The organism is Streptomyces sp. NPDC053755, from assembly GCF_040677675.1.
Lineage (GTDB): Bacteria > Actinomycetota > Actinomycetes > Streptomycetales > Streptomycetaceae > Streptomyces.
In genome coordinates this window covers 27,407-42,271 of sequence record NZ_JBFASK010000045.1, presented here as the reverse complement: position 1 = coordinate 42,271, position 14,865 = coordinate 27,407, and the positions used below count along the sequence as shown (strand labels likewise).

Here is a 14,865-nt window from a genome sequence, read left to right as displayed (position 1 = left end):
GCCCGCACCGAGAAGGGCGACATCACCATCGGCGCCGCCCACGGAGTCTCCGCCTGCCTGGACGCCGGCACCGCCTACGGCCGGATCCACAACACCCTGCGCAACACCGACGGCCCCACCCCCGACCTGACCATCCACGCCACCACCGCCCACGGCGACATCACCGCCCGCAGCCTGTGAGCAGAGCGCGCAACCGGCACCCCGCACCGCGCCATCGGCGCCCCGACAGGGAGGCCCGCACCGCGCACCGGGCCCGCCGGTGCCAGACGGCCCGGGCCTCCTCCATCCTCCGGCTCACCGAACGCGGCCCGGCCGGTCTCAGCGCTCCATGCACGGTCGCAGAGAAGTCGGCACCCGGTCAGGGCCGGGGCCCGGCAGGCACACGATCCGCCCCGTCGCACAGCGCGCTGACCCTGAAAGCGCAGGAGGGGCGATGCGCCGCCCGGGCGCCGGACAACCGCCAGGCTCTAACGCGAGGCGCTTGACCCCCTCCCCACCTGCTCGGAGCGTTCGCAGCTCACGCTTCGGCAGCAACCCGGTCGAGCCAGTCCAGCATCAGCGCATCGAACAGGCCGGCCTGTTCGATCTGCAGATTGTGTCCGGCTACGTCGAGAACCGCGAAGCTCGCCCGCGGGTAGTGCGGCAGCAGCGCGAACTGGTCGAGGTAGCCGACACTGTCGTCCTGCCTGCCGGTCAGGATCAGCGTCGGCCGCTGGAAGGGCTCGCCGCCCTCAGGATCCACAGAAAGCCGCCAGCGCTTTTGGATACGGGCCATCGCCACGGTGTCCGCCACGTCAAGGCCGGGAAGGATTTCCTCCCTGAAACGCCGCACCGTCTCGGGACTCTGTACCACCGCGACGCCCTCGAACTCAGCGGCGAGCCGGCGGTCCAGCGATGTGAGCAAGTCGGCATCGGCTCGCAGGACTTGGCGAGCGGGCACGGTGCGCTCAGCACGCTCGACCGCGACGCCGATCGGGCATATCAGAGCCAGCCCGAGGACCTGCTCGGCCCGGGACCTGGCCAGCGCGCGGGCCAGATAGCCGCCGTAGGACTCCCCGACAAGCAGGAACGGCTCGGTGCCGATGGCGCTCTGCACGAAGTCCTCCACCGCCTGCAGGACGTCGTCGGAGCCCGCCATGGACGGCGAGGCGGGCGACCGGCCCATGCCCGGCAGATCCGGATACAGCCGGCGGTACCCGTCCAGCGGGGCGAAGACCGGTTCCAGGCAGCCGAGCATCAGCCGGTGGTCGGGCGTCCATCCGTGCAGCGCCAGCACGGGCGTACCGGCTCCCCGCTCGACGAAGTTCAAGGTCATCGGTGCAGCTGCGGACATGGCAGATCCTTTGTCGCTCGGACAGGGCTGGGACCCGGGAATCCTGCCACCGCCCACTGACATCGCGACCGTTGTCCCCTCGGCCGGCAGCCCGGCCTCAACCGGCAGGCGCCTGGGGGACGCCGAGGCTCTGCGCTCTCGTTCTCCTGCCACCGCAGGGGCGGCACGGGCACAGCCCCCGGCCCCTGACAGGGGAGTGGGCCATGCGGTGATGCGTCTTCGAACGTTCTGCCCGCTGCCACCGACGGACGTGAGCGATGAGCTCCCACGGCCACCCTGGCAGATGGCCTGGGACGACGCAGGCGCTGCACGAACTCGCGCACATGCCCGCGGACGGCAAGCAGCTGGTGACGGCCGCACGAGCGGAACTGGTCACCGCCACGGACCCGTACTACCGGGGCATCGACGCCGACGCGTCCCTGCCGCACTGGATCACCGTCCGCCCCTGGCCTCCACCAGCCCGGGCGGAGCGCACATCGCGGACCTCGCCGGCGGCCGCGGCTGGCTCATCTTCACCTTCATCCGCCGCCACGCCGAACCCCAGATCACCCTCACCGACGCCTTCCGGGGCCTGAGCCGGCCCACAGGCTCCTGACGGAATCTGCAGAGCGGCGAGGCGAGGGGATCCTGTGAAAAATCCCACCGCCCCGGACCTCAAGCCGCGAGCCCCTGCTCGCTGTCCATCGCCTTCGTCCAGGCCGTGACGAGGGCCTGGTAGATCCGCTGCTCATCGGAGGTGAGCGACCGCTGCTCCTCGTGCGCACGGGCCCACAGGCCGCGAATGGCGTTGTTGAGGGCAGTCGGTCCCGGGCGCTCTCTGTGTGTGGGTCTCTGGGGCATACGTCCAGGGTAGGCGGGGGGTCCGACAGATACGGACGTCCCAGCCGTGGGATCCGCCACGTCCCACCCCACGGACGGGTCGTGAGCGGACAACTTCCCAGGGTGATCACCGGGTCCGGTGCCGAGACCGGCAGCCACGAGTCGCCGCGCCGTTTCGACGCCGTCCCCGCCCCGCGCCCGGTGCGCGCAGGCGTCGTACGTGCCCGGCGCAGGCGTCCGTACCTCACACGCCGCGCGCGGCGTCCGTACGCGGGAATCCCGTCCGGCCGCTGCGCACGTCCCGCGCACCCTTCGCGGCCCTCCCGCACACCTTCCCGGCCGGCGCGGCGCGCGAGTCCGCCACCAGCGGCCACCTGCGACCATGGAACCCGTGAAGGCACCCTCCTCGCCCCCGCCGGGCGAGGCCGACCGGAAGGCACGCGGAACATGAGCGAGCAACGCGACCGTTGGGCGGAACTGACCGGCGGCCAAGCCGGAGAGGAATACGCCCGGCGCTTCGCACGGCTCGCCGCATCGGGCCACGACATCCACGGCGAAGCCTCCTTCTGCGCCGCACTGCTGAAGCCCGCCGCCCGGATCCTCGACGCCGGCTGCGGCACCGGCCGGATCGCGATCCGGCTCGCCGAACTGGGCCACCACTGCACCGGCGTGGACGTCGACTCCTCCATGCTCGCCGTCGCCCGCCGCCAGGCCCCCGACCAGGAATGGATCCTCGGCGACCTCGCACGCCTGGACACCCTCGGCCTGAGCCCGGACTTCGACCTGGCACTCGCCGCCGGAAACGTCATCCCCCTGCTGGCCCCCGGCACCGAACAGACCGTCCTGCGGCAGCTGGCCACCGCACTGCGCCCCGGCGGACTGCTGGTCACCGGCATGGGACTGGACGCGGCCCACCTGCCCCTGCCCGAACCGACCGTGACCCTGGAGGAGTTCGACCACTGGTGCACCCAGGCCGGACTGACCTTGCACAGCCGCTACGCCACCTGGAGCGGCGACCCCTACCAGCCGGGCGGCGGCTACGCCGTCAGCGTGCACTCCCGCCCCGCCGGATAAGCCCCCCGCCCGCCTCCTCACGGACCACCCGGGCACCCCTGGGCGCGGTGGCGGCCGCGGACCGACCGGCCGCGCCGGCCCACCCGTTGGCGCCGCCGGCGGCGGGAGGCGGGGACCTGCGGGCGCGGGCGGCGCACGTCAGGGGCTCAGCTGCTCCACGGTGCGGGTGAGGGAGTCGTAGTGCCGGGCGGCCGTCCACTGCCCGCTCACGACACCGGGCGGCATGCCGGCGACGGGGGAGAACACCTCATGGGCCGACACGCTCCACAAGGCGTCGCGCCCCCGGCCGAGCGTGACGTGGGGAACCCAGCGCGCCGGGTCGAGCAGCGGGTTGGGCCCGACGCTGTCCGGCGCGTCGCGCAGGATCCCCCACACCCTCTCCTGCAGACGCAGCAGGGCCTCGTCGGGCCGGACGGCCCAGGCCAGGACCCGCACACGGCCGGAGAACCGCACCAGCCCGTCGAGACACAACGGCACGGGCAGGGCCTCCGCCAGTGCGCGCAGCAGCCGGGCGCGCGCCTGCGGCGGCAGCCGCCCGGCCGTGGCGAGGGTCAGATGGGGCCGGTTCGTCGCATGCCGGTGGCCCGCCTGACTGGGCAGCCCCCGCTCCGCCAGATACCGCCACACCTCCCGCACGGCACGCTCGCTCACCACGTCCGGCAGCAGCTCCACACTGTGCACCCCGCCAGCCTACGGCCGCACAGGCCGCCTGCGAGGACCACGGCCACGGGTGTCACCCCAGCGGTCCCCGGGCACACCGGCCGGCAGAGGAAAAGCCGAATACCGACAACACTTCGGGCGGGCAGCCGCGACGCCACGAGCCAAGGCGGTCCTGCCCCCGGCACGACCCGGCTCCCTCGCCCCGTACCCGCACCGGACGGGCCGGCACCGAGGCGTACCCGAGCCGCCCTCACGGATGAGACCTCATGCAAGGCCCGCTCGGGCCGCCGCCCTGGCGGCCGTCGGGGCGTCCTGGCGCTGCGAGCACCCAGCCGTGCGGGAAGCCACCGCACTCCGGGCCGTTTTCGCCGACGGTGAAGACCAGCCCGGCCGGGAGCCGCCCACCACTACGGTCCCCTTCCATGACGACGATCACCACACGCACGGTCTCCTATCCGGCCGACGGCCTCACGATGATCAGTCACCTCGCCCTGCCCGCAGGCACCGAGCGCCGGCCCGCGGTCCTGATCGGACCCGAAGGGCCGGGCCTGAACGACTTCCAGCGCAGCCGGGCCGACGCCCTGGCCGAACTCGGATACGTGGCCATGGCCTTCGACATCCACGGCGGCCGCTGGTTCACCGACCCCCAGCAGATGCTGGCACGCGTCACACCCCTGCTCGCCGACCCCGACCGGATGCGGGCCATCGGGCACGCGGCACTCGACGTGCTGCGCGCCGAACCGCGGACCGACCCCCACCGCATCGCCGCCATCGGCTACGGCACCGGAGGCGCGATCGCCCTCGAACTCGGCCGCGACGGCGCGGACCTGCGGGCCATCGGAACCGTCAACGCCCTCACCACGGGCCGCCCGGGCGAGGCGGCCCGCATCGGCTGCCCCGTGTGGGCCGCCGTCGGATCGGAGGACCCGATCATGCCCGCCGCACAGCGAGACGCCTTCGCCGCCGAGATGCGGGACGCAGGCGTCGACTGGCGCCTCATGGTCTACGGCGGAGCCCTGCACGCCTTCCACCACCCGCCGGTCGACCACACCGTGCTCCCCGGCGTCGGCTACCACCCCCGCCACGCCCGCCGGGCATGGCACGACATCGTCGCCCTGCTCGCCGAGTGCCTCCCCCTGACAGAGTGACCCGCAGCGACCCCACGCATCCCGGCCACCGGCCACATGGCACCCCACGCCTCCGTCTGTCCGGCCAGGGCCCCACACCCCCGGGGACGGACACCCGCGCTCAGAGAGAGCCGGCCCAGCCGAACACCGCGCTGTAGGCGCGCTGGAACGCGTGCAGGCCCCGGTCGCCGTCAACGTGGACCCAGGTGAGGGCGAGGCAGAACCAGAGCAGGAAGACACCCGAGACGACACCCAGCGCGACGCACTCGCCGAACCAGACCAGTGCCGCCACGGCCACCGCCACGATGACCAGACCGGCATGAGCGGCCCTGAGATCGACAGATGCCGACCTGCGCCTGTGGGCCCGTTCGGCCCGCTCGGCGGCGAGTCTGCGATCCCGCACGCCCTGAGGCTCGTTCTCGTCGAAATACATCCATCCTCCACACCAGGCACGTCGCCCGCTTCCGCACACGAAGACCCACCCCGAGCCCTGCGAGTTGCCCGCCTCCCCCTCCGGCTCCCGGGCACACGCGGCTGGGCGAACAGGACCGGTACGGGCCGGCCGCCGCCCCGGCCGGCCTGGGCCGCGGCCACAGACCATCCCTTAGTCTGATCATCACACCGAAGAGGGATCATGAACGGAAACTCGCTGCTCCACGCCGCGGGGCTGGTCGTCGGCACGCTGCTTCTGATGCCGCTGCCGCGGCTCGAGTCCGTGGAACGCCTGGGCGCTGCCGCGGACTCGGCGGCGGTCAGGGACCGTCGCGAATTCGGCGGCAGCGATACCCCCGGCCTGACCCAGCGGGTCGATTTCACGGCCACCGCCGGCGATGTACACCGCGACCTCGTCCAGACACAGGTGTCTCCGTCCCCCACCGATGTCGAGGAACCGAGCAGGCGTGCGGTGATCCTTCTCGCGCTGACGGCGACGGCCACCCGGTACAACGGCGTTGGGGGCGACTTCCAGGAGTTCCCGCGAAGCGTGCGCCCGGATGCCGGAAAGGCCGGATAGCCGTGGGCCGCCTGTGGGACAAGTGGATGGGGACCCGTCACACCGACGGAAGCAGCAGGGCGCTTCCCACCCAGGAACTACGAGCCGCGCTCCTCGCACTGAACGGCACGGGCGTGCCCTTCGGTGTGCGGGAGGCGGGCACCGGCGGAGCGGACCTGCTGGCGCAGTGGCGGTTCCTGGAGCCGGCCTCGGGCTCCGGCGTGACCCGCCGGCAGGTGGAACGGACCCTGAAGGTGTGGATGCGCCTGTGCCCGTCCGACCGTGAAGTGCGGGCCATGGACGAACAGTGGGAGGTCACGCGAGCGGGCCCCCCACCCGGCCGGACCGTGGCGCGTGCGCACGGCCGCGGGCCGATCCGAGGCGTGCACAAGGAACGGACCGTGGAGAAGGGCCCCGACGGGCGCCGGCACAGGGTCGAGACGTACAGCTTCGACTCACGCGACCTGAAGGACCCCCTGCGGAACACGGTTCTCGCGGCGGGGTGGACCTGGCGCGGTGTCTACAAGCTGTGACCCGAGGACGTGCCCGGACCCGGCAGCCGCCCGCGCACCTGTCCACCCGCCGCGGGAAGGCCGCCGACGACAACTCCCGTCGCCCCGCCCTGGCGGAGGGCTGGGGGCACATCCAACAGCGCTATGACCGGGTGGGCGCGGATGGCGTCGCTGGCGGTGTCGGCGTGCTGGGCGGGCGTCCTGCCGGTCATCGGCGCGCCTCCGTGGGGTGTTGCCGGCAGGCCCGCGGTGTTGCAGGCCCCACCGGAAGCGACTGTCACTCGCCCCGCAGGCCTTTCACCAAGATATCCAGCACGCGGGCGTAGCGCTCCAGCTGGTCGGCGACGCCCTCAGCCTCGTCGGACCCCTTCTCAAGGTCCTCACATTCCAGATCGATCAGGCGAACGCAGTGGCCCAGCTCCTTGACGAGGAGGGCTGCCTGCTCGGGGATTTCGGCGGTGTCGGTCATGGCGATCTCCTAGGCGGTCGGCAAGGCTCGCAGTCTCCCAGAACCTGCGACCAGGTCGAGCTGGTTCAGGTGGCCGCTCGCCCGCCCGACGCGCCCTGTACCAGGGGGCGCGGCTCCTGGGCGCGGCCTTGTTCGCTCCGGACACCGGGGCGCACTCCGTGGCGCCGCCGCGGCCGCTCAGAGGCGGCCGCCGAGGAACTCCCTGACCTCGGCGGTGGTCATGATCCCCGTGCCGTGCGCCACCGCCTCGCCCTGCTTCAGCAGGACACAGGACGGGGCTCCCGTGACCTCGTACCGCTTGGTCGCGGCCGGACAGCGCGTGATGTCGGTGCGGACGACCGTCAGGCGGCCCGCGTACTCGTCGGCGATGCCGCCGACGACGAGGTCCATCGTCCTGCAGGGCTCGATCGCCTTCGGCCAGGTCCCGGTGAAGTACGCCAGCACCGGGACGGTGCTCATCGTGAGGATGAAATCGAACTCCGCGTCCTCACGGGGCTGGTGCACCCGCTTCGCCATGAAGGCTCCTGACCTCGTGTGTTGGCGTGCCACCCCCATCATCCCCCGCGCGGTGTGACGGGGCGGCCCGGACACCAGCGCTCCGCCCGCGCCGCAGCCCCTTCGGCCCTGAAGCAGCCACGTCAGGGGTGATCAGGCGACGACCACCGCACGCATCCCCGACGGCGGCGGTCTCGTGACGACCGCAACCGAAGACATCCTGACGAGGTGGGACCGATGAGTTACCCCTTCCAAGTGGCCGGCAGCCGCACGCTCATCTGGGATCCGGGGATCGGGGTGGGCAGGACGTACGCCGCCTTCGCCGAGCAGACCGGAGACCTCCTGGGCCTGCCCACCGGCCTGGTCTACAGCGAGCGCCTCGGTGGAAGCGACGTGGACCTGGAGGTGTTCCAGCGGTTCACCCAGAAGCTGTACGACGACTACTGCAACACCAATAACTTCATACTGCACAACATTCTCCGAGGGTTCCTGCTGGCCTCGATCGTGATGCTCGAGAACGGCGGCGGCTCGATCGTCCGCGGGGGCGGCCTCGCGGTCCGGCCGCAGCGTGCCGTGCCGGTGCCCGAACGGCGTGGGCCGGCTTGTCAGAGGCGTCCGCTAGCGTGCCGGCGAGGGGAGACGCAGGCGGATCCTTGACGACCCGGTGCCCAGGGGAACTTCACGGCCTCATGCGGGACGCCGGGTTCGAGGCGTTGCGGGACATGATGTTGGTTGCACGGTCCCATGCCGGTGAAAGCGAGGTGCCTTGACGAGCATCATTCGGGTACCGTGCGGGCCATGTCGAGTCCTGAGTCAGACAAGGTGGGGGCTTTCGGTCACGCCGTCAGCCCCCTGAACCGCTGAGCTTGTAGCCCTGTCGTCGCACCGCATCCTGCGGGTGGGCGAGGGTGCACTGAGGGCTGGCCGCGGTGACGAGATGACTTTCTCGTGCTTCTCCTCACCTCGGAGCCACTCGATGCCTCTCCCGCTGTATCTGCTTGCCCTGGCGGTCTTCGCCATGGGCACCTCGGAGTTCATGCTCGCCGGCCTCCTGCCGGACATCGCCTCAGATCTCGATGTCGCAGTCGGGACAGCAGGCACGCTCACCTCGGCCTTCGCGGTCGGCATGGTCATCGGTGCCCCTCTTGTGGCCGCGCTTGCCCGCAACTGGCCCAGGCGCTCCAGCCTTCTCGGGTTCATCCTCACTTTCGCGGCGGCTCACGCCGTGGGTGCCCTCACCACCAGCTTCCCGGTCCTGTTCGCCACCCGGGTCGTCGCCGCACTCGCGAACGCAGGGTTTCTCGCCGTCGCTCTCACGGCCGCCGCCACGCTGGTCCCACCCGACAAGAAGGGACGTGCGCTGGCCGTGCTGCTGTCAGGCACGACGGTGGCCACGATCGCCGGTGTCCCTGGCGGGTCGGTCCTCGGCACGGTGCTCGGCTGGCGGGCCGCATTCTGGGCCGTTGCCGCGCTCTGCCTGCCTGCGGCTCTCGGCATCCTCAAGGCAATCCCGGCGGGACGCGTGAAGCAAGAGCCGACTGGCGGGACAGCCTTGCAAGCGGAGCTCGCCCAGCTCACAAGGCCGCCGTTGATTCTGGTGATGCTGCTCGGCGCGCTGGTGAACGCAGCCACGTTCGGAAGCTTCACCTTCCTCGCCCCCGTCGTGACCGACGCCGCCGGGCTGGGAGAGTTGTGGATCTCTGTCGTTCTGGTGCTTTTCGGTGCCGGTTCCCTCGCCGGGGTCACCATCGCCGGCCGGCTGTCCGACCAGCGTCCCGGTCTGGTCATCGCAGTCGGAGGCCCGCTGCTGCTCATCGGCTGGCCGACCCTGGCAGCGCTGGCCGACAAGCCGGTCGCCCTGTTCGCCCTCGTGTTCGTGCAGGGCGCCCTGTCGTTCGCACTGGGCAGCACCCTGATCACACGGGTCATCTACGAGGCCGCAGGAGCCCCGACCATGGCCGGCTCGTACGCGACGGCGGCACTCAACGTCGGCGCCGCAGTCGGCCCCCTCATCGCCGCGACCACCCTCAGCACCGCAGTCGGAAATATCGGGCCGCTGTGGTCGAGCGGGTTCCTGGTCGCTGTTGCACTGCTCATCGCATTGCCTCTTCGCACAGTGATCGCGGCTGGCCGAAGCGCCGAGGTGCTCCAGTGACGCATGCGAACGCTTCCTTTGCTCTGGGACCGCCCGAGTGTTCCGCACTCCTCACCGACCCAGACCCCGCCCGACGTCGTCGAACGGATTGAGCGGCTGCGGCGGGACAACAGGTGGTCTGCCCGCAGGATCGCACTCGAACTCATGGACCAGGGCGTACGCATCAGTGAACGTACTGTGGGCCGGTGGCCGGTGCGCCTGGGCCTCAACCACCGCCGGTTCCTGGACCCCGACGGCTCGGCCGACCGGCGCCCGCCGAAACAGATCGTGGCCCGCTACCCGGGCCACATGGTCCACCTGGACGTCGAGAAGGTGGGCCGCATCCCCGACGGCGGCGGGTGGCGGGCCCACGGACGCGGCTCCGAGCAGGCAAAATCAGCCCCACGCGTGAGGACCGCCGGGACCAAGGGCGGGTACGTCTGCCTGCCTCCGCCGTCGGCGGGTTCTCCCGCCTGGCCTACACCGAACACCTTCCCGACGCGAAGGCCGCCACCACCGCGGGGGTTCCGCAGCCGCGCCCGCGCATTCTTCGCCGCCCACGGGATCCACCGGGTTGTTCGCGTGGTCACCGACAACGGGGCGAACCACCGCGCCGTCGTCTTCGCACGCTCCTTGACCTCGTGGGCCTCTCGCCACCAGCGGACCAGGCCATGCCGCGGATCGGCCGGCCGGCCTCGCGGCCGTTGGTCTTGTGGCCGCCGCCGTCGGGGATCCGGCCGAGTTTCTTCACGTCGACGTGGATCAGCTCGCCGGGCCGGTCGCGTTCGTATCGGCGGATCACGGTGCCGGTCGGCCGGTCCAGCCATGTGAGCCGGTGCAGGTGGTGGCGGGTGAGGATGCGGTGGACGGTCGAGGCGGGCAGGCCCGGGATCGGACCGATCCGGGCGGGCCCGAGTTTGCGGTACCGGCGCAGGTCGCAGACCCGGGCCTCGATCGCCGGCGGAGTCCGGTGCGGTGTCGAGTGCGGGCGGCTGGAACGGTCGTGCAGCCCGGCCTGTCCCTCGGCTCGCCAACGACGGATCCACGTGTGGGCCGTGGCCCGGGAGATGCCCCTCTCGGCCGCCGCATGAGCGACCGGACGGCCCGATACGACACGTTCGACCAGCAGTCGTCTCCCGAAGACGGTCAGCCGGGCATGACGGTGGGAAACGAAGGCCTCCGTGCGGTGAAGATTCGACACCTCCACCACACACGGGGGCCTTCGCCATGTTCAAGACCCAACCGTGTCAACAACGCCCGTGATCAATACACCTAGAGCCTGCCGTTCGGGTGTGCGAACGCACCCCCTGGGGAGAGCACGCTCGTCCGCCCGACGAGGCGCCGGCCAGCGTGCCCTCAGGACAGCCTGACGCTGGCGATCCGGGAGCGGTAGAACCTGCCCTCGTACCCGTAGTAGTCCAGGCCGCGGCGGTAGGTCGGGTTGCCCGCGGCGTCGAAGAACTGCACGTACTCGTTCCAGTAAAGATCCCTGCCCGGCTCCGGGTTCGTCACGTCCCTGGCCTGGACCCAGAAGAACTCGCCGTCGGCGGCACGGGAGAAGGACTTCACCCCGTAGCTGGCCGGCCGGATGTTCGTCAGGGCGAGGGTCTGCTTGTCGACGGTCCACAGGGCGCCGGCGCCGTTCAGGATGAGCCGGCCCGCGTCGGTGAAGTCCATGTCCAGGCTGTGACCGTGGAAGACGGTGTCCCACACGTGCTTGTCGACGAGCTCGATCCTGGAGTTCCGCAGAGTGCCGGTGATGCGGTACTTGGCGAGCGTCCACGACCCCAGGGCGTACAGGTACGAGCCGTCCCACCACAGGCCGTGCGCGCCCGAGAAACTGATCCGCTGGACCGGCGCGAGCGTGCCGGGGGCGTCCGCGTCCGTCGGCGCGTACACGGTCAGAAAGCCCTCGTAGTCCACCTCGGGCGAGCTCTGCGACGAGGCCACCACCACCAGACCGTGACTGCGGACGTACTCGACGGCGTGCGGGTTGCCGTACGGCGTCGCGGACCACAACAGGGCGTCATCGTCACCGAAGTTGACCATGCCGACCCTGCCGCCGCCGGCGGCGACGAGGCACACCCAGCCATAGCGGTCGCTCTCGCGGAACCGCGCGTCACCGAGCCGCGCCCAGGCGCTCTCGGCGGGCGCCGCCCACGACCACCCCAGGTTCTCGGGCCGCCATTCCTTGTACGCGCGGAACAGCATGACCTTGTTCTTCACCTGCTCCGTCACGAGCACGTCGTAGTTGCCCGCCGCGTGGGCGGGCGTCGCGGCGGCGACGGACGCGAGCGGCGCCCCCAGACCGATCGCGGCAGCACTCTTCAGCAAGGTTCGTCGGTTCACGACAGGTCCCCCCCGGGATGATCATGATCAAAGCCAGCCGACAAGCTAACACGGCGCGCCGGACCGGGCCGCGCCCCTCGTACGTGCCGGAAAGCCGCCCTTCACCGCACCCGGGACGTGACCCGAGCCGCCGGCCGCGACACGGCGACAGCCCGGCGCGCCGCCGGCCCCCCAGCCGGCGCGGCGCCCTCCGCCACCTCGCGACCCGCCGCCCACCGTGCGCCCGGGCCGCCACCTCGTCGCGCCGCCCCCGACCGGAACCGCCCCGCCTCCCCGCCCGCCGGCCCGGCTACGCGGCCCGCCCCTACGGCGCCCGAACCCCGCCGCCCCGCCGCGTACGAGCCGGCACACGGCCCCGAAAGCGCGATCCGCCCCCCCCGTCGAGCCGGCCCCGGGACCTGCCAGGTTCAGTTGACCGGCATGCCGATGCCCGGCAGCCACAGCCGGCCGCGGTCGTTGACCGTCAGCTCCCAGGCCACCAGCTCGCCCGGGCAGACCGACCCACGGCCGCGGACGTCGGCGACCAGCAGCCGGGCCGCCGACCTCGCCGCCTCGGGGTCCTCCTCCGCGAACGCCGCCCGCCACCAGCCGCCGTCGCGCACCTGCCAGCCCCGCTCCCGCATCATCTCCTCCCAGCCCGGCTCCTCGGCCGTGGTCCGGTGGTCCACCATCAGCGACAGCTGCCCGGGGTCCTGGCTGTAGCCCACCCGCAGGTGCCGCGGCCAGTCCCGCGCGCACCCCACGACGAAGGACGCCCAGTCGCCCGGCAACTGCACCGGCAGCTGCTCCGTCCACGACTCCAGAAGCAGTGCGAGCGAGGACTCCAGGTGCTCCCAGGACGCGGCCGTGTGGTGCCCATCCCAGCGGAAGGCGGGCCAGTCGCGCTCCGGCCCGCGGTGCAGCAGCCAGAGGTAGGGGAGCGCGTCGAAGCCGTGCGGCTGCCCCGGCTGCCGGCCGACCGAACCCGACTCCACGGCGGTGTACTCGCCTCCGTGCAGGTCCGATGCCTTGTGCACCGAGAGCGTGGCGCCCTGCGGGCCGCCTGCCAGCAGCACCACATGCGGCCAGCTGTGCCAGCGCACGCTGGGCCCGGCGGCCGAACCGCCGTACAGGGTGGGCTCGCCGAGCTCGGCCGCCACCGCTTCGTACACCGGCCGCAGCGCCGCCTGCCGCGCGGCGCGGCCGTGCCCGGGCGGGTACGGGGCGACGAGCACGGCAGGCGCGTCCAGGTGGGCGTCGGGGCGGTCGTACAGCTCGCGTGCGCGGGCGGCCGCGCCCGCGGGGCCGGGAAGGGAGGGGGACGTGCCGATGATCATGGCTCCATCGTGCCAGGCGGGCCTTGCCCGGCCGGCGCCCGACCGAGCAGCCGGCCCCGGGACCTCCCGGCCCCTACCTGTTCGGTCCGCGGAACAGCGAGAACGTCTTCGTGAGCGCCTTCAGCGGCGAGGCGCCCTGCTCGCCCGCAGCCGGCAGGGGGATCCGGGGCGCCTCGCCGCCGCCGGTCGCCTCGGCGAGCGCGGCGTGCGCCGACTCAGCCGCCTCGCGGTACAGGTCGCAGGACGCCGTCATGGCCTCGAGCGCCTTGGCGTACCGGGTGACCATGGCCCGTGCGTGGACAAGCTCCTCGTCCGGGGTGAGCAGGTGCCAGCCGTGGCGCAGCCGTGTCAGGACCGCTTCGGCGTCGGCCGGCATCGGCTGCGGCAGCGCGGCGAACTCCTGGATCTTCCGCAGGAGTTCGGCCGGTTCCGTACCGTCCAGGAACACATCCCGTACGGTGAACCGCTCCGCGTCGTAGCCCACCACCTGCGGTGTGGGGGACAGGACGACGGCCCCGCCGCGCGGCAGCCCCACACCCAGCTCCCGCTTCATCGCGAAGTCGGCGATCAGCGCCTGCTCCGGCGTCGCCCGGAGCTCGACCACCCGGTGGCGCAGACTCGGCGGCAGGAACGCCGTGACCGGCCGCTGCCCCCGCGCGTCCGGCGTCATCGCCTCGTGCACCACGACATGGATGAACCAGCTCTTGCGGGCGCAGTCCCGCAGCAGGCGCCGCAACTGGCCGTCGTCCTTCGGCAGGTGGTTCACCCCGCGCAGCCGCACCCCCGCCACCCTCTCGTGATCCCACGCGACCTGGTCGCTGTCGGGCCAGAACACGGTGGCGGGCGAGGGCCAGTCCGCTTCCCACGCCCGCTCCGCCTCGGCGGCGAGCACCCAGCCGACGCCCTCGTTCTCGACGCGGCGGGACTCCGGCTCGTACGTGGTCAGCTGCGCGCGCACGGTGACACCGTCGGCCACGCGCCGGCGGGCCTCGAAGATCCGGCGGGCCGAGGGGCCGGCGTCGGCGGACTCGTCCCGGGGGAACAGATCGGTCGAGCGGGCCGCCTCGACCGGGTCGAGGTCCAGGAACCCGTCGATCACCCCGGCCGCCTGGAGGGCGAGCAGATTGCGCCGGACGTCGCGCTCCGGCTCGGGCCCGAGATGACGTCCGTGCCCGAGCCATACGGTGTCGGGAACAGTGGTCGATGGAGAGCTGCTCTTGGCCATGGAACCGTCCAGTGGGTGATCAGGGCCCGACCAGTATGGTCCCCGGCCGGAGCGCCCAGCCACCGGCCCTCGGGCACGCTTCCCGGGGCGGGGACCGCCCGCGTGCGGCCGGGTCCGCTCTGCTCCCCGTGACGGCAGGCCGGCTCCACGCCGTTCGCCCCGCCAACAGCTCCGGCCGTCGGCACGCCCACGGTCCTGCTCGCCGGTGACCCAGCGGCCGGGCGGGCGTGTGCTCGGCGACCGGCAGCTGTCCGCCGCCAGGGTGCGCTCGCCGTCGAACCGGGCCGGAGCGCCGCCTGTCCCGCCCCGGCGGCCTCGTCGGGTGCCCGGCCGACTGCCGCCCGGGCCAGGTTCCGGTCGA

The 14,865-nt window shown here is 72.4% G+C and carries 15 protein-coding genes and 3 pseudogenes; 8 read left to right on the top strand and 10 right to left on the bottom strand.

Annotated elements, in window-relative coordinates:
* Positions 1–180: pseudogene (locus AB0K65_RS29295) on the top strand (hypothetical protein); the annotation flags it as partial.
* Between the two features lie 337 nt (positions 181–517).
* Here the strand turns inward: AB0K65_RS29295 and AB0K65_RS29290 are convergent.
* Both AB0K65_RS29290 and AB0K65_RS29285 read right to left on the bottom strand, forming a co-directional pair.
* Positions 518–1,333: an alpha/beta hydrolase gene (locus AB0K65_RS29290; RefSeq protein WP_365721754.1), complete on the bottom strand. Its 816-nt coding sequence runs from the start codon at positions 1,331–1,333 to the stop codon at positions 518–520.
* A gap of 654 nt (positions 1,334–1,987) precedes the next feature.
* Positions 1,988–2,173, bottom strand: coding sequence for a hypothetical protein (locus tag AB0K65_RS29285; protein ID WP_365721752.1), 186 nt, complete (start codon positions 2,171–2,173; stop codon positions 1,988–1,990).
* 426 nt (positions 2,174–2,599) lie between these two features.
* Between AB0K65_RS29285 and AB0K65_RS29280 the strand changes: the two genes are divergently transcribed.
* Entirely contained in the window at positions 2,600–3,226 is a 627-nt protein-coding gene (locus AB0K65_RS29280) for a class I SAM-dependent methyltransferase (protein ID WP_365721750.1), read from the top strand.
* A 138-nt stretch (positions 3,227–3,364) separates the two neighbouring features.
* Here the strand turns inward: AB0K65_RS29280 and AB0K65_RS29275 are convergent, their stop codons facing one another.
* Entirely contained in the window at positions 3,365–3,907 is a 543-nt protein-coding gene (locus AB0K65_RS29275; protein ID WP_365721748.1) for a 2'-5' RNA ligase family protein, read from the bottom strand.
* 401 nt (positions 3,908–4,308) lie between these two features.
* On the opposite strand from AB0K65_RS29275, the gene AB0K65_RS29270 reads away from it, so the two are divergent.
* A complete protein-coding gene (locus AB0K65_RS29270; protein WP_365721746.1) occupies positions 4,309–5,034 on the top strand; it encodes a dienelactone hydrolase family protein in 726 nt (241 codons plus the stop codon).
* 100 nt (positions 5,035–5,134) lie between these two features.
* Here the strand turns inward: AB0K65_RS29270 and AB0K65_RS29265 are convergent, their stop codons facing one another.
* Positions 5,135–5,446, bottom strand: coding sequence for a hypothetical protein (locus tag AB0K65_RS29265; protein WP_365721744.1), 312 nt, complete (start codon positions 5,444–5,446; stop codon positions 5,135–5,137).
* Positions 5,447–5,647: 201 nt separating this feature from the next.
* Between AB0K65_RS29265 and AB0K65_RS29260 the strand changes: the two genes are divergently transcribed.
* Entirely contained in the window at positions 5,648–6,025 is a 378-nt protein-coding gene (locus AB0K65_RS29260; protein ID WP_365721742.1) for a hypothetical protein, read from the top strand.
* A gap of 26 nt (positions 6,026–6,051) precedes the next feature.
* Entirely contained in the window at positions 6,052–6,537 is a 486-nt protein-coding gene (locus AB0K65_RS29255) for a hypothetical protein (RefSeq protein WP_365721740.1), read from the top strand.
* Positions 6,538–6,793: 256 nt separating this feature from the next.
* Here the strand turns inward: AB0K65_RS29255 and AB0K65_RS29250 are convergent, their stop codons facing one another.
* On the bottom strand, positions 6,794–6,985 hold the full coding sequence (locus AB0K65_RS29250) for a hypothetical protein (protein WP_365721738.1): 192 nt from the start codon (positions 6,983–6,985) through the stop codon (positions 6,794–6,796).
* A 177-nt stretch (positions 6,986–7,162) separates the two neighbouring features.
* The gene (locus AB0K65_RS29245; protein WP_365721736.1) at positions 7,163–7,501 is read right to left on the bottom strand and encodes a thioredoxin family protein; all 339 of its coding nucleotides are present in this window, start codon (positions 7,499–7,501) and stop codon (positions 7,163–7,165) included.
* 216 nt (positions 7,502–7,717) lie between these two features.
* Here AB0K65_RS29245 and AB0K65_RS29240 point away from each other — a divergent pair, with 216 nt between their 5' ends.
* The 3 genes and pseudogenes from AB0K65_RS29240 to AB0K65_RS29230 form a co-directional block, all read left to right on the top strand.
* Positions 7,718–8,137, top strand: coding sequence for a DUF6086 family protein (locus tag AB0K65_RS29240; protein WP_365721734.1), 420 nt, complete (start codon positions 7,718–7,720; stop codon positions 8,135–8,137).
* A gap of 319 nt (positions 8,138–8,456) precedes the next feature.
* The gene (locus AB0K65_RS29235) at positions 8,457–9,635 is read left to right on the top strand and encodes a Cmx/CmrA family chloramphenicol efflux MFS transporter (protein ID WP_365721732.1); all 1,179 of its coding nucleotides are present in this window, start codon (positions 8,457–8,459) and stop codon (positions 9,633–9,635) included.
* Between the two features lie 21 nt (positions 9,636–9,656).
* Positions 9,657–10,286 (top strand): annotated as a pseudogene (locus AB0K65_RS29230) (helix-turn-helix domain-containing protein); the annotation flags it as partial.
* A 37-nt stretch (positions 10,287–10,323) separates the two neighbouring features.
* Here AB0K65_RS29230 and AB0K65_RS29225 read toward each other — a convergent pair.
* The 4 genes and pseudogenes from AB0K65_RS29225 to AB0K65_RS29210 form a co-directional block, all read right to left on the bottom strand.
* Positions 10,324–10,815, bottom strand: a pseudogene (locus tag AB0K65_RS29225) (leucine zipper domain-containing protein); the annotation flags it as partial.
* A gap of 155 nt (positions 10,816–10,970) precedes the next feature.
* Positions 10,971–11,963: a hypothetical protein gene (locus AB0K65_RS29220; RefSeq protein ID WP_365721730.1), complete on the bottom strand. Its 993-nt coding sequence runs from the start codon at positions 11,961–11,963 to the stop codon at positions 10,971–10,973.
* Between the two features lie 407 nt (positions 11,964–12,370).
* A complete protein-coding gene (locus tag AB0K65_RS29215) occupies positions 12,371–13,279 on the bottom strand; it encodes a hypothetical protein (protein WP_365721728.1) in 909 nt (302 codons plus the stop codon).
* 73 nt (positions 13,280–13,352) lie between these two features.
* A complete protein-coding gene (locus AB0K65_RS29210; RefSeq protein ID WP_365721727.1) occupies positions 13,353–14,504 on the bottom strand; it encodes a hypothetical protein in 1,152 nt (383 codons plus the stop codon).
* Positions 14,505–14,865: the final 361 nt, after the last annotated feature.

Bases quoted from the DNA above. Each gene is read 5' to 3' on its own strand.
- AB0K65_RS29290 (WP_365721754.1), bottom strand. From the start codon at position 1,333: ATGTCCGCAGCTGCACCGATGACCTTGAACTTCGTCGAGCGGGGAGCC.
- AB0K65_RS29285 (WP_365721752.1), bottom strand. From the start codon at position 2,173: ATGCCCCAGAGACCCACACACAGAGAGCGCCCGGGACCGACTGCCCTC.
- AB0K65_RS29280 (WP_365721750.1), top strand. From the start codon at position 2,600: ATGAGCGAGCAACGCGACCGTTGGGCGGAACTGACCGGCGGCCAAGCC.
- AB0K65_RS29270 (WP_365721746.1), top strand. From the start codon at position 4,309: ATGACGACGATCACCACACGCACGGTCTCCTATCCGGCCGACGGCCTC.
- AB0K65_RS29265 (WP_365721744.1), bottom strand. From the start codon at position 5,446: ATGTATTTCGACGAGAACGAGCCTCAGGGCGTGCGGGATCGCAGACTC.
- AB0K65_RS29260 (WP_365721742.1), top strand. From the start codon at position 5,648: ATGAACGGAAACTCGCTGCTCCACGCCGCGGGGCTGGTCGTCGGCACG.
- AB0K65_RS29255 (WP_365721740.1), top strand. From the start codon at position 6,052: ATGGGGACCCGTCACACCGACGGAAGCAGCAGGGCGCTTCCCACCCAG.
- AB0K65_RS29250 (WP_365721738.1), bottom strand. From the start codon at position 6,985: ATGACCGACACCGCCGAAATCCCCGAGCAGGCAGCCCTCCTCGTCAAG.
- AB0K65_RS29245 (WP_365721736.1), bottom strand. From the start codon at position 7,501: ATGGCGAAGCGGGTGCACCAGCCCCGTGAGGACGCGGAGTTCGATTTC.
- AB0K65_RS29240 (WP_365721734.1), top strand. From the start codon at position 7,718: ATGAGTTACCCCTTCCAAGTGGCCGGCAGCCGCACGCTCATCTGGGAT.
- AB0K65_RS29235 (WP_365721732.1), top strand. From the start codon at position 8,457: ATGCCTCTCCCGCTGTATCTGCTTGCCCTGGCGGTCTTCGCCATGGGC.
- AB0K65_RS29215 (WP_365721728.1), bottom strand. From the start codon at position 13,279: ATGATCATCGGCACGTCCCCCTCCCTTCCCGGCCCCGCGGGCGCGGCC.
- AB0K65_RS29210 (WP_365721727.1), bottom strand. From the start codon at position 14,504: ATGGCCAAGAGCAGCTCTCCATCGACCACTGTTCCCGACACCGTATGG.